The 23216-nt window shown below is 72.7% G+C and carries 25 protein-coding genes; 19 read left to right on the forward strand and 6 right to left on the reverse strand.

Annotated elements, in window-relative coordinates; translation table 11 throughout:
- The first annotated feature begins 7 nt into the window (after positions 1 to 7).
- The 13 genes from EV562_RS00750 to EV562_RS00810 are packed head-to-tail and all read left to right on the forward strand — an operon-like array spanning position 8 to position 14374.
- A complete protein-coding gene (locus EV562_RS00750; RefSeq protein WP_133884652.1) occupies positions 8 to 1549 on the forward strand; it encodes a right-handed parallel beta-helix repeat-containing protein in 1542 nt (513 codons plus the stop codon).
- A 1-nt stretch (position 1550) separates the two neighbouring features.
- On the forward strand, positions 1551 to 2786 hold the full coding sequence (locus EV562_RS00755; protein ID WP_133884653.1) for an O-antigen ligase domain-containing protein: 1236 nt from the start codon (positions 1551 to 1553) through the stop codon (positions 2784 to 2786).
- 2 nt (positions 2787 to 2788) lie between these two features.
- The gene (locus EV562_RS00760) at positions 2789 to 4030 is read left to right on the forward strand and encodes a glycosyltransferase (RefSeq protein WP_133884654.1); all 1242 of its coding nucleotides are present in this window, start codon (positions 2789 to 2791) and stop codon (positions 4028 to 4030) included.
- Complete coding sequence (locus tag EV562_RS00765) at positions 4027 to 5277, forward strand: class I SAM-dependent methyltransferase (RefSeq protein WP_133884655.1); 1251 nt, start codon at positions 4027 to 4029, stop codon at positions 5275 to 5277. Before EV562_RS00760 ends, EV562_RS00765 begins: the two co-directional genes overlap by 4 nt.
- The gene (locus tag EV562_RS00770; protein WP_133884656.1) at positions 5274 to 6083 is read left to right on the forward strand and encodes a glucose-1-phosphate cytidylyltransferase; all 810 of its coding nucleotides are present in this window, start codon (positions 5274 to 5276) and stop codon (positions 6081 to 6083) included. The genes EV562_RS00765 and EV562_RS00770 overlap by 4 nt, the downstream gene beginning before the upstream one ends.
- On the forward strand, positions 6080 to 6727 hold the full coding sequence (locus EV562_RS00775; RefSeq protein ID WP_133884657.1) for a PIG-L family deacetylase: 648 nt from the start codon (positions 6080 to 6082) through the stop codon (positions 6725 to 6727). Before EV562_RS00770 ends, EV562_RS00775 begins: the two co-directional genes overlap by 4 nt.
- A gap of 3 nt (positions 6728 to 6730) precedes the next feature.
- Entirely contained in the window at positions 6731 to 7756 is a 1026-nt protein-coding gene (locus EV562_RS00780) for an SDR family oxidoreductase (protein ID WP_133884658.1), read from the forward strand.
- Positions 7753 to 9027: a DUF4910 domain-containing protein gene (locus tag EV562_RS00785; RefSeq protein WP_133884659.1), complete on the forward strand. Its 1275-nt coding sequence runs from the start codon at positions 7753 to 7755 to the stop codon at positions 9025 to 9027. Before EV562_RS00780 ends, EV562_RS00785 begins: the two co-directional genes overlap by 4 nt.
- Positions 9028 to 9032: 5 nt before the next feature.
- A complete protein-coding gene (locus EV562_RS00790; RefSeq protein ID WP_133885335.1) occupies positions 9033 to 10322 on the forward strand; it encodes a hypothetical protein in 1290 nt (429 codons plus the stop codon).
- On the forward strand, positions 10319 to 11266 hold the full coding sequence (locus tag EV562_RS00795) for a glycosyltransferase family 2 protein (protein ID WP_133884660.1): 948 nt from the start codon (positions 10319 to 10321) through the stop codon (positions 11264 to 11266). Before EV562_RS00790 ends, EV562_RS00795 begins: the two co-directional genes overlap by 4 nt.
- A complete protein-coding gene (locus tag EV562_RS00800) occupies positions 11263 to 12492 on the forward strand; it encodes a polysaccharide pyruvyl transferase family protein (RefSeq protein ID WP_133884661.1) in 1230 nt (409 codons plus the stop codon). The genes EV562_RS00795 and EV562_RS00800 overlap by 4 nt, the downstream gene beginning before the upstream one ends.
- On the forward strand, positions 12489 to 13040 hold the full coding sequence (locus EV562_RS00805) for a dTDP-4-dehydrorhamnose 3,5-epimerase family protein (protein ID WP_133884662.1): 552 nt from the start codon (positions 12489 to 12491) through the stop codon (positions 13038 to 13040). The genes EV562_RS00800 and EV562_RS00805 overlap by 4 nt, the downstream gene beginning before the upstream one ends.
- A gap of 8 nt (positions 13041 to 13048) precedes the next feature.
- A complete protein-coding gene (locus tag EV562_RS00810; protein WP_133884663.1) occupies positions 13049 to 14374 on the forward strand; it encodes a glutamate-1-semialdehyde 2,1-aminomutase in 1326 nt (441 codons plus the stop codon).
- Between the two features lie 58 nt (positions 14375 to 14432).
- Here the strand turns inward: EV562_RS00810 and EV562_RS00815 are convergent, their stop codons facing one another.
- Both EV562_RS00815 and EV562_RS00820 read right to left on the reverse strand, forming a co-directional pair.
- On the reverse strand, positions 14433 to 15224 hold the full coding sequence (locus EV562_RS00815) for a phosphatase PAP2 family protein (protein WP_133884664.1): 792 nt from the start codon (positions 15222 to 15224) through the stop codon (positions 14433 to 14435).
- A gap of 212 nt (positions 15225 to 15436) precedes the next feature.
- On the reverse strand, positions 15437 to 16255 hold the full coding sequence (locus EV562_RS00820) for an SAM-dependent methyltransferase (protein ID WP_133884665.1): 819 nt from the start codon (positions 16253 to 16255) through the stop codon (positions 15437 to 15439).
- Positions 16256 to 16353: 98 nt separating this feature from the next.
- Between EV562_RS00820 and EV562_RS00825 the strand changes: the two genes are divergently transcribed.
- The 3 genes from EV562_RS00825 to EV562_RS00835 all read left to right on the forward strand — a co-directional run bounded on the left by EV562_RS00825 (position 16354) and on the right by EV562_RS00835 (position 18857).
- On the forward strand, positions 16354 to 17025 hold the full coding sequence (locus tag EV562_RS00825) for a HEAT repeat domain-containing protein (RefSeq protein ID WP_166661559.1): 672 nt from the start codon (positions 16354 to 16356) through the stop codon (positions 17023 to 17025).
- 4 nt (positions 17026 to 17029) lie between these two features.
- On the forward strand, positions 17030 to 18034 hold the full coding sequence (locus tag EV562_RS00830) for a HEAT repeat domain-containing protein (protein WP_133884667.1): 1005 nt from the start codon (positions 17030 to 17032) through the stop codon (positions 18032 to 18034).
- Positions 18035 to 18116: 82 nt separating this feature from the next.
- The gene (locus EV562_RS00835) at positions 18117 to 18857 is read left to right on the forward strand and encodes a class I SAM-dependent methyltransferase (RefSeq protein ID WP_133884668.1); all 741 of its coding nucleotides are present in this window, start codon (positions 18117 to 18119) and stop codon (positions 18855 to 18857) included.
- Between the two features lie 56 nt (positions 18858 to 18913).
- Here EV562_RS00835 and EV562_RS00840 read toward each other — a convergent pair whose 3' ends face one another.
- Positions 18914 to 19378, reverse strand: coding sequence for a spore-associated protein A (locus EV562_RS00840; protein WP_133885336.1), 465 nt, complete (start codon positions 19376 to 19378; stop codon positions 18914 to 18916).
- A 256-nt stretch (positions 19379 to 19634) separates the two neighbouring features.
- Between EV562_RS00840 and EV562_RS00845 the strand changes: the two genes are divergently transcribed.
- Both EV562_RS00845 and EV562_RS00850 read left to right on the forward strand, forming a co-directional pair.
- Positions 19635 to 19874, forward strand: coding sequence for a hypothetical protein (locus EV562_RS00845; protein ID WP_164457822.1), 240 nt, complete (start codon positions 19635 to 19637; stop codon positions 19872 to 19874).
- Positions 19874 to 20257: a toxin Doc gene (locus tag EV562_RS00850; protein ID WP_133884669.1), complete on the forward strand. Its 384-nt coding sequence runs from the start codon at positions 19874 to 19876 to the stop codon at positions 20255 to 20257. Before EV562_RS00845 ends, EV562_RS00850 begins: the two co-directional genes overlap by 1 nt.
- A 28-nt stretch (positions 20258 to 20285) precedes the next feature.
- Here EV562_RS00850 and sigJ read toward each other — a convergent pair whose 3' ends face one another.
- A complete protein-coding gene (gene sigJ, locus EV562_RS00855; RefSeq protein ID WP_133884670.1) occupies positions 20286 to 21188 on the reverse strand; it encodes an RNA polymerase sigma factor SigJ in 903 nt (300 codons plus the stop codon).
- A gap of 101 nt (positions 21189 to 21289) precedes the next feature.
- On the opposite strand from sigJ, the gene EV562_RS00860 reads away from it, so the two are divergent.
- On the forward strand, positions 21290 to 21652 hold the full coding sequence (locus EV562_RS00860; RefSeq protein ID WP_133884671.1) for a hypothetical protein: 363 nt from the start codon (positions 21290 to 21292) through the stop codon (positions 21650 to 21652).
- 19 nt (positions 21653 to 21671) lie between these two features.
- Here EV562_RS00860 and EV562_RS00865 read toward each other — a convergent pair whose 3' ends face one another.
- On the reverse strand, positions 21672 to 22262 hold the full coding sequence (locus EV562_RS00865; protein ID WP_133884672.1) for a DUF998 domain-containing protein: 591 nt from the start codon (positions 22260 to 22262) through the stop codon (positions 21672 to 21674).
- Positions 22263 to 22398: 136 nt separating this feature from the next.
- Positions 22399 to 23145: a DUF1838 family protein gene (locus tag EV562_RS00870; RefSeq protein WP_133884673.1), complete on the reverse strand. Its 747-nt coding sequence runs from the start codon at positions 23143 to 23145 to the stop codon at positions 22399 to 22401.
- Between the last annotated feature and the right edge of the window lie 71 nt (positions 23146 to 23216).

The following is a 23216-nucleotide window of genomic DNA, read 5'->3' on the forward strand; positions in this document are numbered from 1 at the left end:
GGGACTCATGGGGAACACGTGGCGGGGCCGGGTGCTGTCGGCCGCGACGCCGTCGGCACTGGGGCTGGCGCTGCTGGCGACCGGCTGCGCCGGCACGCCGGACGATCCGGCGCCGAAACCGTCCGCCTCCCCCTCCCCCTCCGGTGCGCCGGCCGCGGCCCGGGTGTGCGCGAAGCCCGCGGCCGGGCCGGCCGAGGCGCCCGAGGGAGCGGTGACGGTCGATCCGGACGTCGTCGGTGACCTGGCCGCCAAGACCCGGACCAGCCCCGCGCACACCACGTTCTGGCTCCGCCCGGGCAGGCACCGGCTCGCGTCCGACCGCTACTCCCAGGTCGTCCCCAAGGCGGGCAACCGGTACGTCGGGGCGCCGGGCGCGGTGCTCGACGGGCAGAAGACCAACCAGTACGCCTTCGGCGGGAAGGCACCCGACGTCAACCTCGGCCATCTCACCGTGCAGGGCTTCGCCGCGCCGCACGACGAGGGCGTGGTCAACCACGACTCGGCCGACGGATGGCTGATCGAGCACGCCACGATCCAGTACAACTCCGGCGCGGGGCTCATGGCCGGCGACCGGCAGCGGGTCCGCGCCAGTTGCCTGCGCGGCAACGGGCAGTACGGCATCAACGCCTACAAGGGCGACGGCGTCATCGGCGGCCTGGTGCTCGAGGGCAACGAGATCGTGGACAACAACACCGGCGACTGGGAGCGGAAGCGGCCGGGCTGCGGCTGCACCGGAGGCGTCAAGTTCTGGGCGGTCCAGGGCGCCGACGTCCGGGGCAACTGGGTGCACCACAACCGCGGGACGGGGTTGTGGGCGGACACCAACAACAACGACTTCCTGATCGAGCACAACGTGCTGGAGGACAACCAGGGTGCCGCGCTGATCTACGAGACCAGCTACAACGCGGTCGTCCGCGAGAACACGATCCGGCGCAACAACTGGGTCGAGGGCCGTGAGAACACCGAGGGCGGCGACACCTTCCCGTTCGCCACCGTCTACATCTCCGAGTCCGGCGGCGAGCCGCGGATCGCGGCCCGCACGGACGAGATCGAGATCTACCGCAACGTGCTGGAGGACAACTGGTCCGGGATCACCCTGTGGGAGAACGCCGACCGGTTCTGCAACAGCCCCGCCAACACCTCGTCCGGCGACTGCACCCTGCTGGTGAACGACGTCGATCGCTGCGTGCGCCCGGCGATCGCCGAGGCACCCCTGTACGCCGACTGCCGGTGGAAGACCCAGCGGGTGGACATCCACCACAACCGCTTCGTCCTGGACAGGACCGCCGTCGAGTGCACGGCGAACTGCGACCGCATGGCGCTGCTCGCCAACTACGGCACTTATCCGGACTGGTCCCCGTACCAGGGCGAGCGGGTGGCCGAGGCCGTCACCCTCCGGCAGCACAACCGCTGGCACGACAACGTCTACGTGGGGCCGTGGCGGTTCGTCGTCCACGACCCCGGCCGGGTCCTCGACTCCCGGGGGTGGCGGGGCGCGCCCTACCGGCAGGACTCGGGCAGCACCTTCCGTGCGGGTAGGGGTGGTTGAGATGGACGCGGACCGTTCACCGAAGCTGGTCGGCACGGCCTGGGGGCTGCTGGTACTCAACACGCTCGGCTCCACGGGGGCGGAGACGGTCGTCCCGCTGCCCCGCTCGCTCATCCAGATGGTCACCATGGGCGCGCTGGCCGTCGCGTTCACCCTGGCGCTCGCCCTCAACGTCCGGCTGCGGGTGCGCCCCAGTGCCTACCTGCTCCTGCTCACCCTGCTGCTGGTACCGAGCCTGATCTCCAGCGCCGACCTGGAGTCCGGGTTCGGGGCGCTGTTCCGCTGCGCCCGGCTGGCTCTCTTCGTCGCCACGCTGTGGCTGCTCAGCCGCTGGTGGGACGGCGGCACGACCTTCGTACGGCATCACATCAGGCTGTACTTCCTGGTCCTGTGCTCGGTGGCCGCCGGGGCGCTCGTCTCGCCGGGTGCGGCCATGCCCGACCTCTACGGCGGTCGGCTGGTCGGCGCGCTGTGGCCGCTCACCCCGCCGCAGATCGGACAGTACGCCGCGGTGATCATCGGGCTCACCGTGCTGCTCCTGCTGAGCCGCCGCACCGACCGGCGCGGCGCGGCGATCGTCATCGTGCCCTCGCTGGTGCTGCTGCTGCTGACCCACACCCGTACGGCCACGCTCGGTCTGCTCGTCGGTCTGGCGCTCGCGATCGGCTCGCTCACCCTGACCAGCGCCGCCGCCCGCCGGTTCTTCTCCTGGGCGGTGCTGTGCGCCGCGGTGGCCGCGGTGGTGTTCGCCTCGGCGCTGCGGGCGTGGTTCCTGCGGGGGCAGACCGAGGAGAACTTCAGCAACCTCACCGGCCGCGCCAAGGTCTGGGACGCCCTGCTGGCGGCGCCCCGGACGACCGGGGAGAAGGTGTTCGGCCTGGGGCTGGGCGACAAGTCGTTCGACGGGCTGCCGATCGACAACAGCTGGCTGGCTGTGTACCACGAGCAGGGCCTGATCGGCGTCGCCCTGGTGGCGACGGTCTTCGTCGTGCTGGGCGGTGTCGCGCTGCTGCGGCCGCCGTCCCCGGCGAGGGCCTGCGCGATCTTCCTGATCGGTTACTGCGGGCTGGCGTCGTACACCGAGGCGGGCCTCGGCGACGCCTCGCCGTATCTGCTGCACCTGGCGGTGGCCGCCTCCCTGCTGGCGCCCCCGGCGCCCCCGGCCGCTCCCCCGCCGGCTCCCGACATCCCCCGGCGCCGCGTCCCGCGTTGGGCCCGCACCTCGGAGGTGACCTGATCATGCACGTCCTCGTGGTGCACAACCGCTACAACTCGGCGCAGCCGAGCGGCGAGAACAACGTCGTCGACCAGGAGGTCGAGCTGCTGCGCGCGGCCGGTCACCGGGTCGGGGTGTTCGAGCGGCGCAGCGACGACATCGCCGGCCGGTCGCTGCCGGGCAAGGTCGCGGTGCCGCTCCTGGTGCCGTGGAACCCGGCGGTCCGCTCGGAGCTGGCCGCCCGGCTGCGGGCCGAGCGGCCGGACGTGGTGCACGTGCACAACGTCTTCCCGCTGCTGTCGCCCGCGGTCCTCGCGGCCTGCGCCGACGCCGGGGTGCCGGCCGTCGCCACGCTGCACAACTACACGCAGATCTGTCCGCCCGGCACGCTGCAGCGCGAGGGCCGGCCGTGTACCGAGTGCGTCGGGACGGCGCCGCTGCCCGCCGTGCGGCACGGCTGCTACCGGAACTCGCGGCTGGCGACGGTGCCGCTCGCGCTCAGCCTGTCGGTCAACCGGCGGCGCTGGTGGTCCGGGGTGGAGCGGTTCTTCTGCATCTCGGCGGCGCAGCGCGAGGTCCTGGTGCGGGCCGGCATGCCGGCCGGGCGGCTGGCGGTGAAGCACAACTTCGTGCCCGATCCGGACGTCCGCCGCTCGGGCCCCGGCGAGCACCTGCTCTACCTGGGCCGGCTCGCCGAGGCCAAGGGCGTACGGCTGCTGATGGCCGCGTGGGACGAGATCGCCGCGGGCGGCGGTGTGGGCGTGCCGCTCGTCATCGCCGGGGCGGGGCCGCTGGAGGACGAGGTCACCGCCTGGGCCGCGGGCCGGGACGACGTGCGCCACGTCGGCCTGTACGACCCGGAGCAGTGCCGCCGGGCGATCGCCCGGTCGGTGGCCGTGGTGGCTCCCTCGACGTGGCTGGAGGCCTTCGGCCTGGTGGTCGTGGAGGCGATGGCGGCGGGGGTGCCGACCGTCGCCGCCGGGCACGGAGCCTTCGTCGAGCTGGTCGAGGACGGGGGGACCGGGTTGCTGCACCGGCCGGGCGAGGCCGCCTCGCTCGCCGCGTGCCTGCGCCGGATCACGGCCGAGCCGGACCTGAACCGGCGGATGGGCCTGGCGGCCCGGCGCCGTTACGAACGGGGTTTCAGCCCGGAGGTCGGGCTGGAGCGTCTGGAGGAGGGGTACCGCACCGCGATCGCGGTGCGGTCAGCACTGGCCCGCGGCGGGGACACCCCCGCGGGCAGGGGGGATGGGGGCAGTAGATGACACGATGCCGACTCTGCGGTTCGGCGGCGATGGAGAGCGTCGTCGACCTGGGAGCGACTCCGCCGTGCGAGAGCTTCCTCGCGGCGGACCGACTGGACCGGCCGGAGCCGACGTACCCGCTGCACCTGCGGGTCTGCACCGACTGCTGGCTGGCGCAGATTCCCGCACTGATCACGCCGGAGGAGACCTTCACGCAGTACGCGTACTTCTCCTCCTACTCGACCTCGTGGGTGGAGCACGCGCGCACCTTCGTCGCCGGCGCCGTGGAGCGGCTGGGCCTGGGCCCGGACGCCTTCGTGGTCGAGGTCGCGAGCAACGACGGGTACCTGCTGAGGCACATGGTGGACCGCGGGATCCGCTGCCTCGGCATCGAGCCGTCGGTCAACGTGGGCGCGGCGGCGCGGGAGGCGGGCGTGCCCACGCTCACGGAGTTCCTGAGCCCGGAGACCGGCGCGGGCGTCCGCGCCGAGCACGGTCCCGCGGACCTCGTCGTGGCCAACAACGTGTACGCGCACATTCCCGACGTGGTCGGCTTCACCCGGGGGCTGCGCGCCCTGGTCGCCGACGACGGCTGGGTCTCCGTCGAGGTGCAGCACCTGCTGACGCTGATCGAGGAGAACCAGTACGACACGATCTACCACGAGCACTTCCAGTACTACACGGTCGCGTCCGCGATCCGCGCGCTGGCGAGCGGCGGGCTGACGCTGGTGGACGTCGAGCTGCTGCCCACGCACGGGGGTTCCATCCGGCTGTGGGCCCGGCCCGCCGAGGTGGCCGGTGAGCCGAGCGGGCGGGTGGCCGACGTGCTGGACCGGGAGAAGGCGGCCGGGCTGCAGGAGCTGTCCGGGTACACGGAGTTCTCCGCCCGGGTCGCGAAGGTCCGCCGTGACCTGCTGCGGTTCCTGGTCGAGGCGGCCGAGCGCGGTGAGACGGTGGTCGGCTACGGGGCGCCGGGCAAGGGCAACACCCTGCTCAACCACTGCGGCATCCGGCCCGACCTGCTCGCGTACACCGTCGACCGCAACCCCTACAAGCACGGCAGGTTCACCCCGGGCACCCGCATCCCGATCCTGTCCCCCGAGCGGATCGCCGCCGACCGGCCGGACTACGTCCTGGTCCTCCCGTGGAACCTGCGGGCCGAGCTGGTCGAGCAGCTCTCCTTCGTGCACGAGTGGGGCGGCCGGCTGGTCTTCCCCATCCCGGAACTGAGCATCGTCGAGGCCGCGTCCCGAGAGGTCACAGCATGAAGGTCGTACTGTTCTGCGGCGGTTACGGGATGCGGATGCGCGAGGGCGCCTCCGACGACGTGCCGAAGCCCATGGCGATGGTCGGCCCGCGGCCGCTGATCTGGCACGTGATGCGCTATTACGCGCACTACGGGCACAAGGAGTTCATACTCTGCCTCGGATACGGGGCGCACCACATCAAGGAGTTCTTCCTCAACTACGAGGAGACGACGTCCAACGACTTCGTGCTGCGGGGCGGCCGGACCGAGCTGCTGTCCACCGACATAGCCGACTGGACGATCACCTTCGCGCAGACCGGTATCGAGTCGCCGATCGGTGAGCGGCTGCGCCGGGTGCGGCACCACCTGGACGGCGACGAGATGTTCCTCGCCAACTACGCCGACGTGCTCACCGACGCTCCGCTGCCCGAGATGATCGACTCCTTCGCCCGACGCGACGCGGGCGCCTCGATGATGGTGGTGCCGCCCCAGTCCTCGTTCCACTGCGTGGACCTCGGCGAGGACGGCCTGGTGGGGGGCATCACCGCGGTCAGCGACCTGCCGCTGTGGGAGAACGGCGGCTACTTCGTGCTCCGCCAGGAGGTCTTCGACCACATCCCCGAGGGCGGTGACCTGGTGGCCGACGGCTGCACCGAACTGGCCAAGCGCGGGCGGCTGGTGGCGCACCAGCACCGCGGCTTCTGGAAGCCGACCGACACCGTGAAGGAGCGGGCCGCGCTCGACGCCGCCTACACCCGCGGGGAACGCCCGTGGGCCGTGTGGGAGCGGGACGGCGCGACGCCGTACGCCGGGGTGGGGTCCGCGTGATCCGGCTCGGTGCCGGGCCCGCGGACCGGGTCGTCGCGGTGGGTGCGCACTGCGACGACATCGCCATCGGCGCCGGAGGCACCCTGCTGACGGTGTGCCGGGCACGGCCGGGGGTGCGTGTCGACGCGCTGGTGCTCTCCGGCGGTGGCGGCGAGCGGGAGCAGGAGGAGCGGGACGCGCTCACCGCCTTCTGCCCGGGCGCGGACCTGCGGGTGACCGTGCTCAAGCTGCCGGACGGCCGCATGCCGGCGCACTGGGAGGAGGCCAAGGCCGCGGTCGAGGAGCTGCGGGAGCGGACCGAGCCGGACCTCGTGCTGTCCCCGCGCACCGACGACGCCCACCAGGACCACCGCGGCCTGGCGAAGCTCATGACCACGGCGTTCCGGGACCACCTCGTGCTCCGTTACGAGATCGTCAAGTGGGACGGCGACCTCGGCCGCCCGTCGGCGTACCAGCCGTTGACGCCGGAGGTCGCCGAGGAGAAGGTGCGGCTGCTGCAGGAGCACTACCCCTCGCAGCGGCACCGGCCCTGGTACGACCGGGAGGCCTTCCTCGGCCTCGCCCGGATCCGCGGCATCGAATGCCACGCCCGCTACGCCGAGGCGTTCGACGTCGCCAAACTCACTCTCAACCTGGGGGGTTGAACCTTGCGCGTACTGCTCACCGGACACCAGGGCTACCTGGGCACCGTGATGGCCCCGGTCCTCGAGGCCGCCGGACACGAGGTCGTCGGCCTCGACGCCGGCCTGTTCGCCGACTGCGTCCTGGGACCGGCGCCCGACGACCCGCCGGGGCAGCGGGTGGACCTGCGCGACGTGACGGCCGAGCACGTGGCCGGGGTGGACGCGGTGATCCACCTGGCCGCGCTCTCCAACGACCCGCTGGGCTCGCTGGCGCCGGAGCTGACCTACGACATCAACCACCACGCCTCCGTACGGCTCGCCCGGCTGGCCCGCGACGCGGGCGTGCAGCGCTTCCTGTACGCGTCCACGTGCTCGGTCTACGGCGCCGCGGGCGGCGGCGAACTGGTGACCGAGGACGCGCCGCTGCGGCCGGTGACGCCGTACGCGGAGTCCAAGGTGCGGGTGGAGGACGACCTGCACGCGCTGTCCGACGGCGACTTCAGCCCGGTGTACATGCGCAACGCCACCGCGTTCGGGTACTCGCCCCGGCTGCGCGCCGACATCGTGCTGAACAACCTGGTGGGTCACGCGCTGCTGTCCGGCGAGGTCCTGGTGCTCTCCGACGGCACCCCCTGGCGGCCGCTGGTGCACGCGGCCGACATCGCCCGGGCCTTCACGGCGGCTCTGGAGGCGCCGCGCGAGGCGGTGCACGACCGGGCGTTCAACATCGGCAGCGAGGTCAACAACGTCACGGTCGCCGAGATCGCCGAGGAGGTCGCCGCGGCGGTGTCCGGCTCGAAGGTGGTGATCACCGGGGAGACCGGAGCCGATCCGCGCTCCTACCGGGTGGACTTCTCCCGGTTCCGCACGGCGCTCCCCGGCTTCGACTGCGAGTGGACGGTGAAGCAGGGCGCCCTGGAACTCGCCGACGCCTACCGGAAGCACGGGCTGACCCGGGAGGACTTCGAGCGCCGCTTCACCCGGCTGGCCGTGCTGCGCGAGGCCTCCGGGACCGGTGCCGTCGACGACACCCTGCGGTGGCGCCGATGACCGAGCCCGGGGAGGAGATGTACGCGCTGGTGGAGCGGCTGTACCCGCTGTGCCGGAGCATCACGGGCGACGGTGTGCGCGCGACCCTGCGGATCGTCGACGAGTACATCCCTCTGCACGTGCACGAGGTGCCGACCGGGACGCAGGTCCTGGACTGGACGGTGCCGCAGGAGTGGAACATCCGGGACGCGTACGTCGCCGACGCGTCCGGCCGCCGGGTCGTCGACTTCGCCGCGTCGAACCTCCATGTGCTCGGCTACAGCGTGCCGGTGTCGGCGACCATGCCGCTGGCGGAGCTGCGCCCGCACCTGCACACCCTGCCGGAACAGCCGTCCCTGGTGCCGTACCGCACCAGCTACTACCAGCCCCGGTGGGGTTTCTGCCTGGCCCAGGAGACCCTGGACGCGCTTCCCGAGGGCGACTACGAGGTCCGCGTCGACTCCACGCTGGCCGACGGGCATCTCACCTACGCCGAGCACGTGGTCCCCGGGCAGGTCACCGACGAGGTGCTCGTCTCCTGCCACGTCTGCCACCCGTCGCTGGCCAACGACAACATGGCCGGTGTCGCGGTGGCGGTGTTCCTGGCCAGGGCGCTGGCGGAGCGGCAGCCGTACTACACCTACCGGTTCGTCTTCGCGCCCGGCACCATCGGGGCGATCACCTGGCTGGCCCGCAACCGGGAGCGGGTGGAGCGGGTCAAGCACGGTCTGGTGCTGGCCTGCGCGGGCGACCCGGGGCAGCTGACGTACAAGCAGAGCCGGCGCGGTGACGCGGAGATCGACCGGGTGCTGCGGCATGTGCTCACCGCCTCCGAACGTCCGCACCGCGTAGCCGAGTTCACGCCGTACGGCTACGACGAGCGCCAGTACTGCTCGCCCGGGTTCGACCTCGGTGTGGGTTCGCTCACCCGGACCCCCTACGCGGGCTACCCCGAGTACCACACCTCGGCGGACGACCTGGACCTCGTCTCCCCGGCGGCGATGGCGGACACCCTCGCCGTCTGCCGCGAGGCGTTCGGGCTCCTGGACCGCAACCGGCGGTACGTCAACCTCAGCCCGTACGGGGAACCGCAGTTGGGCAGGCGTGGGCTGTACGAATCGCTCGGCGGGCGCAGCGACGCGCAGCAGGCCCAGATGGCCATGCTGTGGGTGCTCAGCCTCTCCGACGGCGAGCACAGCCTGCTGGACGTCGCCCAGCGCTCCGGGCTGCCGTTCGACACCGTAGCCGTCGCGGCCGACGCCCTGCACGGCGCCGGACTGATCAAGGCATGACGCCGATGACCGTCGAGGGGGAGAAGTCCACCACACCGGCACAGCCCGCCCGGCGGGGTGTCGTCGGCAGGCTGTCCTGGGGGCTGGCCGACCAGGCGGCCTCCAGCCTGTCCAACTTCGTGGTGGGCGTCTACGTGGCGCGCTCGCTGGGACTGACCGCCTTCGGCGTGTTCAGTCTGGCCTGGGTGACCTACGGTGTGGTGCTCAACGTCTCCCGCGGGCTGGCCACCGATCCCCTCGTGGTCCGCTTCAGCGGCGTACCGGAAGCGTCCTGGCGCGGGGCGGTGGCACGGTCCTCGGGTACCGCGCTCCTCGTCGGCAGCGGTATCGGCACGGTGAGTCTGGTCACCGGGCTCGTCATCGGCGGCCAGGTGGGGGCCGCGTTCGCCGCCCTGGGCGTCGTGCTGCCGGGGCTGCTGCTGCAGGACGCCTGGCGGTACTCGTTCTTCGCCGCCGGAGCCGGCCGCAAGGCGTTCGTCAACGACGTCGTGTGGGCGGTCGCGCTCGTCCCGGCGATGGTGGTGGCGGCCCACGTGGGCAGCGTGACGGCCTTCCTCCTCGCCTGGGGCGGCTCCGCCGCGGCGGCCGCCGTCCACGGCTGTTTCCAGTCCGGCATCCGGCCCCGGGTGGCCGGGGCCCGCGAGTGGCACCGCGACCACCGCGACCTCGGATACCGGTACCTGGCCGAGAACGTCGGTGTCAGCGGCGCGAGCCAGATACGCGCGTACGGGCTCGGCGCGATCGTCGGGGTCGGCGCGGTGGGCGTGATCCGCGGCGCGGAGCTCCTGCTCGGCCCGTTCCTCGCGGTGCTGATGGGTCTGTCACTGGTCACCGTGGCGGAGTCGGCGCGGGTGCTCCGCCAGGCCCCGGAGCGGCTCGGGAGGTTCTGCTTCCTGCTCGGCGCCGGTCAGTCCGTCGCCGCCGTGCTCTGGGGCGCGGCACTGCTGCTGGTGCCGGACCGGCTCGGCGGGCTCGTGCTCGGTGACGTCTGGAGCGCCTCCTCGGAGCTCATCGTGCCGGTCACGCTCAGCGTCGCGGGCGCCGGGCTCGGCACCGGCGCGGCGGCGGGTCTGCGGGCGCTCGCCGCGGCCCGGCGCAGTCTGCGCTGTCAGTTGTTCGCCTCCGCCTGCTACGTCGCCGGCGGGCTCGGCGGCGCGGTCGCGGGCGGCACGGTCGGTTCGGCCTGGGGCGCCGCCGCCGCCTCCGTCTGCGGTTCGGCCGTGTGGTGGCTGCAGCTGCGGGCCGCCCTGCGCGAGCGCCACGACCTTTCCCTTCCCGAAGTGAGGACCACATGACCCCCCACCCCCGGCTGAGCATCGGCCTTCCCGTCTACAACGGCGAGGAGTATCTGGCCGAGTCGCTGGACGCCCTCCTCGGGCAGACCTACGAGGACTTCGAACTGGTGATCTCCGACAACGCGTCGACCGACGGCACGCAGGACATCTGCCGCCGGTACGCGGCGCGGGACTCCCGCATCCGGTACATCCGGCTGCCCCGGAACATCGGCGCCGCCCCGAACCACAACTACGTGTTCACCGAGTGCCGGGGTGAGCTGTTCAAGTGGGCCTCGCACGACGACCTCTACGCCCGGGACCTGCTGCGCCGCTGCGTCGAGGCGCTGGACGAGCGGCCGGAGGTGGTCCTCGCGCACAGCGGCCAGGCGGTCATCGACGGGGACGGCAAGGTGAAGGTCCCCTACGCGTACGGTCTCGCCACCGACTCGCCGCGTGCCCCGGAGCGCTTCCGCAGCCTGCTGTTCGAGCCCGGGGGCGACGACTTCTACGGGGTGATGCGGGCCGACACCCTGCGCCGCGTGAAACCGCACGACAGCTATCACCACGCGGACCGCACGTTCGTCGCCGAGATCACCCTGCACGGGCCCTTCCACCAAGTGCCGGAGCTGCTGTACTTCCGCCGCGACCACCCCACCCGTGCCGAACGGGCGAACCCGTCCAAGCGGTCCCGGTGCGTCAACCTGGATCCGCGCCGGGCCGGGCCACTGCACCCGACACCCCGCCTGCTCGCCGAGTACGTCTGGGGGTTCGTCTCCGCGATCGGGCGGGCCCCGCTGTCCTCGGCCGACCGGCGCGCGTGCCACCGGCAGCTGGCCGCGTGGCTGACCAGCCGGGTCCGTCCCGGTGCCGGCGAGCGGGTCGAGGACCGCGCTCCGGTCGGGCCGGGCAGGCTCAGCGTCTCCGTCGACTCCCTCGTCGCCGGCCGCGGGAAGGGGCAGGCATGACTTCCCACGAGAAGCCGCTGCGGATCGGCCTGTTCGGTCTGCTCGGATCGGGCAACAGCGGCAACGACGGTTCGCTCGAGACCGTGCTCGGCCATCTCCGCACCGCGTATCCCGGGGCGGTCGTGGACGCCATGTGCGGCGGTCCCGAGCTCGTCGCGACGCGGTACGGAATCCCCGCGACACGGCTGAACTGGTACCGAGGGGAGTACAGGACCGCGTCACGGGTGAACGCCGTCGCGGCGAAGGGGCTGGGCAAACTCGTCGACGTCGTGCGCACCGCCGCCTGGGTGCGCCGGCACGACGCCGTGATCGTGCCGGGCACGGGCGTGCTGGAGACCACGCTGCCGCTCAGGCCGTGGGGCTTTCCGTACTCGCTGTTCCTGCTCTGTGCGGCGGGACGGCTGACCGGCACCCGGGTCGGGCTGGTCAGCGTCGGTGCCGGCCCGATCGGCAACCGGCCGACGCGTGTCCTGACCCGCTGGTCGACACGGCTGGCCGCGTACCGGTCCTACCGCGACACCCATTCGCGCGACGCGATGCGGGCGATGGGCGTGGACACGGCGCGGGACGAGGTCTACGCGGACCTGGTGTTCGCCCTGCCGGCGCCGGTGGCGAACGAGCCCGCGGGCGCGCCGGGCCCGGTCTGCGTCGGCGTCATGGACTTCCACGGCAACAACGACGAACGCGACCGGGCCGAGGAGATCCACCGGCGCTACCTGGACGGGACGACGCGTTTCGTGCGCGCGCTCGTCGCCGACAACCGGCCGGTCCGGCTGCTCACCGGCGACGAACTCGACCGGCCGGTGGCCGCGGCGATCGTCGACGCGGTGGGCTCCCCCCTGGTCACCGTCGCCGAGGCGGCCTCGCTGGCCGACCTGATGAAGGAGACGGCGTGCGCCGACGCCGTGGTGGCGACCCGCTACCACAACATCGTGTGCGCGCTGAAGGTCGGCGCCCCGACCCTCGCGCTCAGCTACTCGGCCAAGAGCGACACCCTCATGGCCGAGATGGGCATGGGCGCGTACTGCCACCCGGCCCGTGAGACCGACGCCGACCGGCTGCTCGAACAGTTCCGGGAGCTGGAGCGGAACTCGGCACACGTGCGGCGCACCCTGTCCGAGCGGAACCTGGCCGTCGCCCGGCGCGTGCAGCAGCAGTACACCGCCCTGGCCGCGGCGCTGTTCCCGGCGCACCACCCCACCCACGCCCTGCGGGAGACACCATGAAGGCGAGAGAAGTTCCCGAGATCGCCGGCGCGTACCTGTTCGAGCCGACGCCGCACGCCGACGAACGCGGCTTCTTCTGCCGCACCTTCGACGCCGACGTGGTCCGCTCGGTGGGTCTGGACCCGGCGGCCTTCGTCCAGGACAGCGTGTCCCGCTCGGTCCGCGGCGTGCTGCGCGGCATGCACCTGCGCTCCGGCGCCGGAGAGGCCAAGCTGGTGCGGTGCTCGCACGGGGCCGTCTTCGACGTGATCGTCGACCTGAGGCCCGACTCGCCGACGTACCTGGGCCGGGCCTCCTTCGAGCTGTCCGGCGAGACCCAGACGACTCTCTACGTACCGGCGGGATGTGCGCACGGCTTCCAGTCGCTGACGGACCCCTCCGACGTCTCGTACCGGATCGACCGCCCGCACGATCCCGCCGAGGACGTGACGATCGCCTTCGACGATCCGGACCTCGCCATCGACTGGCCGCTGCCGGTCACCTCGGCGTCCGAGCGGGACCGGCGGGCACCGAGCCTCGCCGAGGTCCTCAAGCACAGGGAAGGGTGACGGCCCGAGTGAACGCGGAAGAACCGAGTCTGCCCCGGTCGTCGCGGGCGAACGAGCGGTTGCACGCCATGGTCCCCGGGGGCGCGCACACCTACGCCAAGGGCGACGACCAGTACCCGGAGGACCTGGCGCCGGTGATCAGCCACGGCAGCGGTGCCCACGTGTGGGACGTCGACGGCAACCGCTACATCGAGTACGGCTCCGGCCTGCGCTCGGTCAGCCTCGGTCACGCCCACCCCCGCGTGACAGAAGCCGTGCGGCGGGAACTCGACCGGGGCGGCAACTTCGTCCGGCCGTCCGTGGTGGAGGTCGATGCGGCGGAGCACTTCCTCGCGACCGTGCCGACGGCCGAGATGGTGAAGTTCGCCAAGAACGGCTCCGACGCCACCACGGCCGCCGTGCGCCTGGCCCGCGCGGCCACCGGGCGCCCGCGGGTGGCCGTCTGCGCCGACCATCCGTTCTTCTCCGTCGACGACTGGTTCATCGGCACCACGCCGATGTCCGCCGGCGTCCCGGCCGCGACCGACGCACTCACCGTGGCGTTCCCCTACGGGGACCTGGCCGCCACGGAGGAGATGCTCACCCGGCACCGGGACGAGGTGGCCTGCCTGATCCTGGAACCCGCCACGCACGCGGAGCCGCCGCCCGGTTACCTCGCCGGGCTGCGCGACCTGGCCCACCGGCACGGCTGCGTCCTCGTCTTCGACGAGATGATCACCGGCTTCCGCTGGTCGGAGGCGGGCGCCCAGAGCCTGTACGGCGTCGTCCCCGACCTCTCCACGTTCGGCAAGGCGCTGGGCAACGGGTTCGCGGTCTCCGCGCTGGCCGGACGCCGGGACCTGATGGAGCGGGGCGGGCTGCGCCACTCCGGTGAGCGGGTGTTCCTGCTGTCCACCACCCACGGCGCGGAGACGCACGCTCTGGCGGCGGCGATGGCGGTGCAGGCCACCTACGTGGCGGAGGGCGTCACCGCGCGGCTGCACGTCCTCGGGGAACGGCTGGCGGCGGGTGTCCGCGAGGCGGCGGCCGGTATGGGTGTCGGCGACCACGTCGTCGTCCGGGGCCGGGCCAGCAACCTGGTCTTCGCCACCCTCGACGAGAACGGGCGGCCGTCGCAGGAGTACCGCACCCTCTTCCTGCGGCGGCTCCTCGCGGGCGGCGTGCTGGCCCCGTCGTTCGTGGTGAGCGCCGCGCTCAGCGACGCCGACATCGACCAGACCGTCGACGTGGTGGCACAGGCCTGTGCGGTGTACCGGAAGGCCCTGGACGCCGCCGACCCCACACCGTGGATGGGCGGGCGGGCGGTGAAACCGGTGTTCCGCCGCACGGTGTGAGCCGCGGAGGCGGAGGGCCGTTGACGCGACAGGCCGTCAGCAGATGCCGTCGCCGGCATCACTGACGGCCGGCGTCGGCCCTCCGGTCGGCGGCCCGGGCGGGCGGCGCACCGGACATCCGGGCGTGCCTCTCGCCTTGCCGGTCGGACTGCCTGCACACTCTCCGCGCGGCCAGCCGGTCGGCCGTCGCGTCGACCAGGCAGGCGGTCACCGGCACCACCGCGAGCGCGGTGCACCATCCGCCCACGGTGTCGGTCGGGTAGTGCGAGCCCAGGACGACCTGCGCCCAGCCCATGACCGCGCCGGCCACCAGCCCCGCGGCGAACACGCACGTCACGCCGGCCACCCTGCCGAGGCCGAGCCGGCCGGTCGCGAGCAGCGACACCATGAGGGCGATCGCGGTGAGGAAGGCGGTGTGTCCGCTCGGGTAGGACAGGTTGTCGCCGTGGATCGTACGTCCCACCACGGGCTTGAGCAGGGTCGTCGCCCCCACGGTCAGGCCGGTGCCGGTCACGAGGAACACGGCCGCGCGCGGGTCCCGCAGCAGCAGGCAGCCCGTCACGAGCACCGCGACCAGCAGCGCGGCCCCCACCGGCTCCCCCACGAAGTCCGTGGCCGAGGCGACGTGCCGCCACGGCGCCCCCGCCCCGTCCACCGCCGTCCAGATCCGCAGGTCCGTGGTGCCGGGCTCGCTGTCGCGGGCGTACGCCGCCCCGAGGGCGACGACCACCGACGCGGCCAGGGACGCGATCACGCCCAGCCACACGCGCAGCGGCGGCGCCAGCACCGCCGACGCCGGCCGGGCGGTCGCCCGCCCGCTTTCCCCGGGGGGCCTGCGGTACTCTCCCACGTCCTCGTCCACTCCCCCGCGTCGCCCGGCTCACGGGCGTACCGCCGATCAACCTCGGGCCGAGGCCACGGTAGTCGCTCCCGCGGGCCGGACAACAGCCGATTCGGGCCATTGCGCAAAGGGTGCCGCGAATCGTTCGGCGATGTCCCGGAACTCCCCTCCGCCGGCGCGGCCGTCGTCCGAGCCGCCCCGGACCGCGGCCCGGCACCGTGCTACGCCTTGCGGGCCATCCCGGCGGCGATGAGGTGCTCCCAGACGGTCAACTCCCGCTCGCCGCCGTCGCCCGCCGGGCCGCGGCCGGGCTCGGGGCGCCACCGGGGCGCCGGCACTATCCCGGGCTCCAGGATCTCCAGGCCGTCCAGCAGGGCCTCGATCTCCGCGTCGGTCCGCCACCTGCCGCGGCCGAACGTGCCCTGGAGGACCTTCTCGGCCTGCACCGTCTCGGGGTTGTCCCCGGAACGGAAGTGGCTGACGAAGAAGTGGCTCCCGGACGGCACCTGGTCCCGCCAGTACCGGACGATCCCGGCGGGGTCCTCCTCGTCGTTGACGTGGTGGAGGACGGCGCTGAACATGACGGCGACGGGGCGGTCGAAGTCGATCAGTTCCCGGGTGTCCGGGTGGTTCCTGATCGCCTCGGGATCGCGTACGTCGACGGGCACGACCCGGGTGCGGTCGTTCTCCTCGAGCAGCGCACGCCCGTGGACCAGGACCTGGGGATCGGTGTCGACGTACACCACCCTCGCTCCCGGCGCGCGCCGTTGGGCGACCTGGTGCACGTTGTCGGCGGTGGGCAGGCCGCTGCCCAGGTCGATGAACTGCCGCACTCCGGCCGTCGTGACGAGCTCCCCGACCGCCCGGGTCAGTGCCGCGCGGTTGGCGAACGCGATCGCCACCGAACCGGGGAGGTCGCGCTTGAACACGTCACCGATCTCCCGGTCCACCGCGTAGTTGTCCTTGCCACCGAGCAGGTAGTCGTAGACCCGGGCGATGCTGGGTCTGGTGCTGTCGATGGAGGAACTCTCTCCCGTCATGGCGCTCATCTTCTCCCCCGCCGAGGCGCCCCGGCCACCACTTCCTTGACCTTGACACGGTGAGAAGGTCTTCACTGCTCGCCGAGGAGGTGGTCCCCATGACCATGACGGGGCAGGACACGGACCCGGTGCGAGCGCTCCGGGGTCTGGAGAACGGATCGGCGACCGTGCGGTTGCGGGCGGCCCTGGCCGTCGGCACGACACCGGACCCGCGCTTCGTCGACGCGCTCGTCGAACGGTCAGCGGTCGAACCGGAGTTCTTCGTTCGCGACATGCTGACCTGGGCGCTCACCCGGCACCCGGTGTCCCTGACGCTCCCGCGGCTGGTCCGTGAGGTGGGCTCGACGCGTCCGCAGGCACGGAGTCAGGCGCTGCACACGCTGTCCAAGATCGGGGACCGGCGGGCGTGGCCGGTGATCACTGCGGCGGTGCTGACCGACGCCGACGACGAGGTGGCGCGCAGTGCCTGGCGGGCCGCCGTCCTGCTCGTCCCCGAGGGCGAGGAGACCGCGCTGACCTCGGTGCTGGCGACGCAGTTGGGCCGCGGCGACCGTCACACGCAGCTGAGTCTCAGCCGGGCGCTGGTGGCGCTCGGTGAGGCGGTCGTGGCGGTTCTGGAGACCGCGGCGAAGGCGCCGGCCGAGCCCGTACGGGCGCACGCCCTCGCCACCCTCCGGCTGCTGCGCGACCCCGATGCCGGGTTCGAGCCGGCGCTCGAGGAGGCCAGACGCGTCGTGGCACTCGGCGGGCCGGGCCCCGAGGGACCATAGGACCGTGTTGATCGGTGAGGTGGCGCGACGGTCCGGGGTGAGTGCCCGCATGCTCAGGCACTACGAGTCGCTCGGCCTGGTGCGGCCGTCGGGCCGTACGGGCGCCGGTTACCGGGAGTACTCCCAGGAGGACATCCGGCGGATCTTCCACGTCGAGAGCCTGCGGTCGCTGGGGTTGTCGCTGCGGGAGATCGGCCGGGCGCTCGACGAGCCCGGTTTCGCGCCCGCGTCCCTCGTCGACGACCTCGTCCAGCGGACCCGTGAACGCATCGCGGCCGAGACGGAGTTGCTCACCCGGCTGCGCCGGATCGACGCGGCGGGACCGGCCGGCTGGGAGGACGTCCTCCAGGTCGTCGCGCTCCTGCAGGCACTCGGTTCGAAGAGCGCCGACACCCGTCAGCGCGCGGCCCTCTCGTCGGTCCACGAGGCCGCGGTGCCGGTGGAGGCCCTGGTCGAGGCCGCGTTGAACGAGACGGACCCCAACGTCGCCGGGGCCCTGCGCTGGGCGCTGGCGCGAGCGGGCGACGACGGCACGGCCCTGCTGGTCCGGGGCCTCGGTTCACCGGTGGCCGCGGTGCGGGAGCGTGCGGTCCAGGCCCTGGCGGAGCTTCCCGGCGAGGAGGCCGCGGCACAACTGCGGCTGGCGCTCGACGGTCCCGACCCCGTGGTCCGCGGGTACGCGGCGCTGGCGCTCGGGACCCGTGGGGTGGGCGACGCGATCCCGACGCTCGTCGACATGGTCGTGGCGGGCAGGAACGACACCGACGCCGCGGACGCGCTGAGCGTGCTGGCGGACGAGGCCGCGACGGCGGACCGGATCGCGAGGGGCCTCGTCGGCCGTCTCGACGACGCGAGCACGCGGCCGCCCGCCCGCGGCCGGCTGACCCAGGCGCTGGCGGGCATCCCGGGCCCGACGGCCACCGGCGCCCTGGTGCGGCTGGCCGCGGACGCGGACCGTGCCGTCGCGCTGACCGCGGCCTATCTTCTCGGGCTGCGCGGCGAAAGGTGACGACGCGCCGCCGGGAGACGCGGTGCGCCTTGGTGGAAAACGCTTCGACAGCGCCGTCGCCCGCCCGGCAGAATGCCGGTCCGTGACGAGCAGCGAGCTGTGGACCCGTGAGACCGCCGACCGCTACGACGCCGAGGAGGCCGAGCACTCCTCGCCCGCCGTCCTCGGCCCGGCTCTCGACTTCCTGACCGAACTCGCCGGAGACGGCCGGGCACTGGAGTTCGCCATCGGCACCGGGCGGGTGGGCGTCCCGCTGCGGGAACGCGGTGTGCCGGTCGTGGGCATCGAGCTGTCCGAGCACATGGCGGCGGTACTGCGCCGCAAGGTCGACGAGGCGACCCTGCCGGTGACCCTCGGGGACATGGCCACGACCGTCGTCCCCGGGGAGTTCGCCCTGGTCTACCTCGTCTACAACACCATCTCCAACCTGCTCACGCAGGACGAGCAGGTGGAGTGCTTCCGCAACGCGGCACGCCATCTGCGCCCCGGGGGCCGGTTCGTCATCGAACTGGGCGTGCCACCGCTGCGGTTCCTGCCGCCGGGCCAGGTCGCGGTGCCCTTCGACGTCTCGGAGCGCCATCTCGGCTTCGACACCTTCGACCTGGTGCAGCAGACCCTCGTCTCGCACCACTTCACCCGGGACGGCGCCGACGGCGCCTACCGCCGCGACGGCTCCCGGCACCGGTACGCCTGGCCGGCGGAGCTGGACCTGATGGCGCGGATCGCCGGTCTGGAGCTGGAGCGTCGCGTCGGGGACTGGGACGGATCCCCGTTCGTCCAGGACTCCGCGAAGCACGTCTCCGTGTGGCGCAAGCCCGTCTGAGAGAGGTGGGGACCCCGCCGTACGGTGGAGCCCCCCGGCCGGTCGGCGCAGCCGCCTCAGCGGTCGCCGGCGAACCAGTCCCGCGGCGGCGTGCTGGCCGCGAGCGTGCCGCAGTTGGAGCCGTAGTTCCAGGCCTGCAGGTTGTCGACGACGCCGCCCCACTCCACGCAGGCGCCGCGGGCGAACGCGTACACCGGCCCGGCGTACGAGCGGTACTCCCCCGCGTCGGCCTGGTCCTCGCTGCTGTCGACGTTGCGCACGTAGGCCACCATGTACGTCGGTGTGCCCGTCCTGTTGCGGATGGTCACGGTGCAGTTCTTGCCCGTGGCCGAGCTGTAGGTGAGGTACACCGTGCCGACCGTGCCGATCGGCATGGAGTTCACCACCTTGTAGCCGGAGCCGCAGACGCCGTTGTACGACGCGGCCGCGGCGGCGGTCGCCGCGCCGGCGGCGGGAGCCGTCACCAACAGCCCTGCCCCGATGGCCGCGACGGCGGTCACCGTCGCCCCCGCGGCTTGCATGGAACGCTTCATGGCACCTCGATCCGTGAATCGACTGGCCTCCCCCTGGTATTGCTGAAGCCACCTGTTGAGACCTTTGCACCCCTTCAGGGGTTGTACTCCGTTGCCGAACCTTTTACGGCTGTACGCGAAGAAGATCGCCATGGTCCACCGAAAGCCGCAGGACACACAGAGTGAGCTGGAAGCGACTTTCCGGTTCCGGGAGAGGTTGCCCCTGCCGGTCGCACTTCAGGTACCGGGTAGGTACCATGTCCGTATGCCATCACTCAACGTGACCTTCACCGAGGAAGAAATGGAAGGCGTGCGCGCTGCCGCGGCGGCGGAGGGCAAGAGCCTCAAGCAGTACATGCACGACCTCGGTGTCCGGGAGATGCAACGCAAGCGGTTCGTCGCTGGCGCCGCCTCGTGGGCGGACCGGCTGCGCGCCGAGTTCGACGAGGCGTTCCCGGACGAGATCCCCCCGTCGCAGCGCGGCGAGGGAGTCACCGCCGCCTGATGAGCGAGCCCCTGTACATCGATGTCCCCTGGCTCCTGGACGTCCAGGACGCCGCCCTGGACAACGAGGACGTGTCCGTCACGGACTACTCGGCCCTGGTCGCGGCGGTGGCACGCCACAAGACCCGCATGCCGACCCTGGCCGCCTCCAACCCCGACAGCGCCTGGCGTGCGGCGGCCCTCCTGCACACGGTGGTGCGCCTGGAACCCCTCCCCCACCGCAACAGCCTCTTCGCGGCCTTCGTGACCGGTCAGTACATGGACCAGTCCGGGGAGGGGATCGACCCGCCCTACGGCGCCCTGTCGGACCTGATCCGAAAGGTCCGCGAGACCGGGCTGAGCATCTACGACATCGCCGAAGCGCTCCGTTCCTGGCGTATCTGATCCTGGCGTATCTGACCCGGCGCGGCCGTCATTCCCGGCGACTCCACCACCGCAGCTTCTCCGGGTTGCGGACCACCCAGATGCGGGCGACGCGCCCCTCGGCCAGATCGAACGCGGCCACGGTCAGGACGACGCCGGCGCGCTGGGCCACCAGGCCCGGTGCGCCGTTGACCGACCGCTCCAGGAGTTCGAGACCCGGGGCCTTCTCGGCGATGCCGGCCATGTACCGGGCGATGCGCTCACCGCCCTCGACCGGGCGCAGGGCCGCACCGGCCCGGCCGCCGCCGTCGGCGGTCATCACGGCGGCCGGATCCAGGAGGTCGACCAGGGCCGCGATGTCCTTGGCCGCCCACGCCTCCTTGACCTGCCGCACCAGGTCGGCCTGTGCGGCCGGCGCCGGGGCGGGAGCCCGCGCGGCACGCACCCGGCGCCGGGCCGAGGCCGCGAGCTGCTTGCAGGCCGCGGGGGTGCGCCGGAGGATGCCGGCGATCTCGGCGAAGGGGTAGCGGAATACGTCGTGCAGGACGAAGGCCACCCGCTCGGCGGGCGTCATCGACTCCAGGACGACGAGGAAGGCCATGCCCACCGATTCGTCCAGGACCATCTGGTCGGCCGGGTCGGCGCCGGAGCCGTGGCCCCGCTCGGTGCGGTCGGGGAGCGGCTCGGGCAGCCATGCGCCGACGTAGCGTTCCCGCCGGGCGCGCGCCGAGCCGAGCACGTCCAGGCAGATGCGGCCGGTCACGGTCGTCAGCCAGGCCCCCGGGGACACGATCTCCTCCTGCCGGCCCGTGGGGAGCGCGTACCAGCGTGCGTAGGCCTCCTGCACGGCGTCCTCGGCCTCGGCCAGCGAACCCAGCAACCGGTAGGCGACGTTGATCAGTTGACGCCGCTCACCGACCGTCGCGTCGGTGCTCGTCCCAGCCGTGCCCATGCCCGAGCGCCCCCTCGCCTTACCTTTCCCCCGCCCGTGTCGTCGGGCTGGTGAGAGCTTATCGATCAACTGCCCCGCGGGGCGGAAAAGGGGACCGTCACATGGCCGTACAGGCGACGGCTCAGCGCCGCATCTCGTTCCTGCAGACCGCGATCGCCCTGCAGACACTGACCATCTTCCTCCAGGCGGTCTCCGCCGGACTGCTGCTGACCGCCTCCTACGGGGAGACCCTGCACAGCGTCGGGGCCCGGGTGATGTACGGGGCGTCGATGCTGTACGTGCTCGCGGCGGTACTGGCCTGGAAGCCGGGCGGCGGCCCGCTGCGTCCCGTCTGGCACGCCACCGGCTTCCTCGTCCTCGCCTCGGTCCAGGTCGTGCTCGGCATAGCGCACGTCCCGTCGGTCCACCTTCCGCTCGGCGTCCTGATGTTCGGGCTGAGCCTGCTGGCGCTGGCACGGCGCTGAGCGTACGGACGGCCCGGGATCACCCCCGCTGCCGGGCGTGACGGAGACAGGAGGCGGCCACCACGAAGGGCCACACCGACTGGAGCGAGGTCACGACGCGTTCCGCGACGCCGGCGTCACCGTGCCGTTGCATCTCGACGAGGAACCACACGCCGCCGGCGGCCATCAGGGCCGTCACGACGATCGAAGGTGTCAGTCGCAGCGCCCAGGGCGCGGCCGGCCCGCCGTTGACGGCCAGCACCGGCCACACCGCCAGGAGCGTGAACCCGACGACCACCACGGCTCCGTGGCGCAGCGAGCCTCCGCTGCTGGGCGCGGGAAGCATCACCAGGACCAGAGCGGCGAGCCCGCCGCCGCCGAGCGCGAAGCGTCCGGCGGTGGCGGCGGCCCGCAGTCCCCAGGCGGTCAGCAGGTGGCAGACGCCCAGCGCCAGGAACGCCGCCGTCATCACCCAGAATCCGGCGGCTCCGTAGGACCCCAGAACGCTGATCGTCTGTGTGACGGGGTCGTAGGACGCCCCCTCGAAACGGGCCGCGCCCGCCCAGCCCGCGATCAGCAGCACGGGTGCGCATCCCGAGGAGAGCAGGACCCATCTGGGGACATGTCGCATCGGCCCACCATAAAACGCCCGCCCCCTGTGCACGTGCCGCTCCAGGTCGCCGTCGCGCCGATCCCCGGCCGGTGTCAGCCCGGCGGCGGACGCTCGTTGCCGGGCGGACCGTGGCCCGCACTCGTGCCCGGGCGGCTCACGCGGGCGGGTGGAGCCTGCGGAAGTACGTCCAGCTCGTCTCGTTCGGCTCGCTCCACGTCTCCGGTGCCCGGGCGAACTCCGGGTGGTGGCCGGCGATGTACGCGCGGGTGCGCTCGGGGACCTCGGTGTACGCGCCGAGCTTGCGGCCCCGGCAGTGGTAGGTGAGCCCGCCCGGTCGTTGCCCGCGGGCCATCCACGGGACCCAGGGGGACATCCTGGTCCACGACATGGTGGCCGGGACGCCGGGCGCCGGGCCCGCCAGGTCCTCGCGGTGGGCGTAGAACTGGAAGAGTTCCAGGGCCCTGTACGTGTCGCCTGCCGAGTGGAGGGGGTACTGGGCCACCGGCAGGGGCGAGGGGTAGGAAAGGGGGATCTCCAGACTGAAGCAGACCTGGGCCCCGAGGTCGGTCGCCGGGACCGGGAAGGGGCGCCATTTCTGGTTCGCCGGATCGTTCCAGATGTGCACCACCGGCAGGTCCCGCCAGCTCTCCAGGATGTCGCCGGTGGCGGGGTCGAGATAGAAGGCGGCCTCGCGGCTGAGCAGCCGGTAGCTGTCCGGACCGTCCTCGGCGTCGTGGACCAGACGGGCCACGTTGACCCCCTCGAAGCCGAAGAGGCGTTCGTAGGGCTCGTCGGGCGCCCAGGAGTACACGCTCCCGGACCACCAGTACGTGACTTCCGCACCGTCGAGCGAGGCCCGGGTGCGGGCGAGGGAGCGGAGCGACTCCGCGGGTGTCGTCATGGGAGGTACTCTGCGCGACGGTCGCCCTCGCCGGGCGGCGATCCGCGCGCCCCGCCCCGGAAACGGCCGGA

It is taken from the genome of Streptomyces sp. BK208 (assembly GCF_004364245.1).
In the GTDB taxonomy this organism is placed as follows: Bacteria; Actinomycetota; Actinomycetes; order Streptomycetales; family Streptomycetaceae; genus Streptomyces.

Coding starts and splice junctions, on each gene's coding strand:
- EV562_RS00750 (WP_133884652.1), top strand. CDS start 8: ATGGGGAACACGTGGCGGGGCCGGGTGCTGTCGGCCGCGACGCCGTCG.
- EV562_RS00755 (WP_133884653.1), top strand. CDS start 1,551: ATGGACGCGGACCGTTCACCGAAGCTGGTCGGCACGGCCTGGGGGCTG.
- EV562_RS00760 (WP_133884654.1), top strand. CDS start 2,789: ATGCACGTCCTCGTGGTGCACAACCGCTACAACTCGGCGCAGCCGAGC.
- EV562_RS00765 (WP_133884655.1), top strand. CDS start 4,027: ATGACACGATGCCGACTCTGCGGTTCGGCGGCGATGGAGAGCGTCGTC.
- EV562_RS00770 (WP_133884656.1), top strand. CDS start 5,274: ATGAAGGTCGTACTGTTCTGCGGCGGTTACGGGATGCGGATGCGCGAG.
- EV562_RS00785 (WP_133884659.1), top strand. CDS start 7,753: ATGACCGAGCCCGGGGAGGAGATGTACGCGCTGGTGGAGCGGCTGTAC.
- EV562_RS00790 (WP_133885335.1), top strand. CDS start 9,033: ATGACCGTCGAGGGGGAGAAGTCCACCACACCGGCACAGCCCGCCCGG.
- EV562_RS00795 (WP_133884660.1), top strand. CDS start 10,319: ATGACCCCCCACCCCCGGCTGAGCATCGGCCTTCCCGTCTACAACGGC.
- EV562_RS00800 (WP_133884661.1), top strand. CDS start 11,263: ATGACTTCCCACGAGAAGCCGCTGCGGATCGGCCTGTTCGGTCTGCTC.
- EV562_RS00805 (WP_133884662.1), top strand. CDS start 12,489: ATGAAGGCGAGAGAAGTTCCCGAGATCGCCGGCGCGTACCTGTTCGAG.
- EV562_RS00820 (WP_133884665.1), bottom strand. CDS start 16,255: ATGACGGGAGAGAGTTCCTCCATCGACAGCACCAGACCCAGCATCGCC.
- EV562_RS00825 (WP_166661559.1), top strand. CDS start 16,354: ATGACCATGACGGGGCAGGACACGGACCCGGTGCGAGCGCTCCGGGGT.
- EV562_RS00840 (WP_133885336.1), bottom strand. CDS start 19,378: ATGCAAGCCGCGGGGGCGACGGTGACCGCCGTCGCGGCCATCGGGGCA.
- EV562_RS00845 (WP_164457822.1), top strand. CDS start 19,635: ATGCCATCACTCAACGTGACCTTCACCGAGGAAGAAATGGAAGGCGTG.
- EV562_RS00850 (WP_133884669.1), top strand. CDS start 19,874: ATGAGCGAGCCCCTGTACATCGATGTCCCCTGGCTCCTGGACGTCCAG.
- sigJ (WP_133884670.1), bottom strand. CDS start 21,188: ATGGGCACGGCTGGGACGAGCACCGACGCGACGGTCGGTGAGCGGCGT.
- EV562_RS00860 (WP_133884671.1), top strand. CDS start 21,290: ATGGCCGTACAGGCGACGGCTCAGCGCCGCATCTCGTTCCTGCAGACC.
- EV562_RS00865 (WP_133884672.1), bottom strand. CDS start 22,262: ATGCGACATGTCCCCAGATGGGTCCTGCTCTCCTCGGGATGCGCACCC.
- EV562_RS00870 (WP_133884673.1), bottom strand. CDS start 23,145: ATGACGACACCCGCGGAGTCGCTCCGCTCCCTCGCCCGCACCCGGGCC.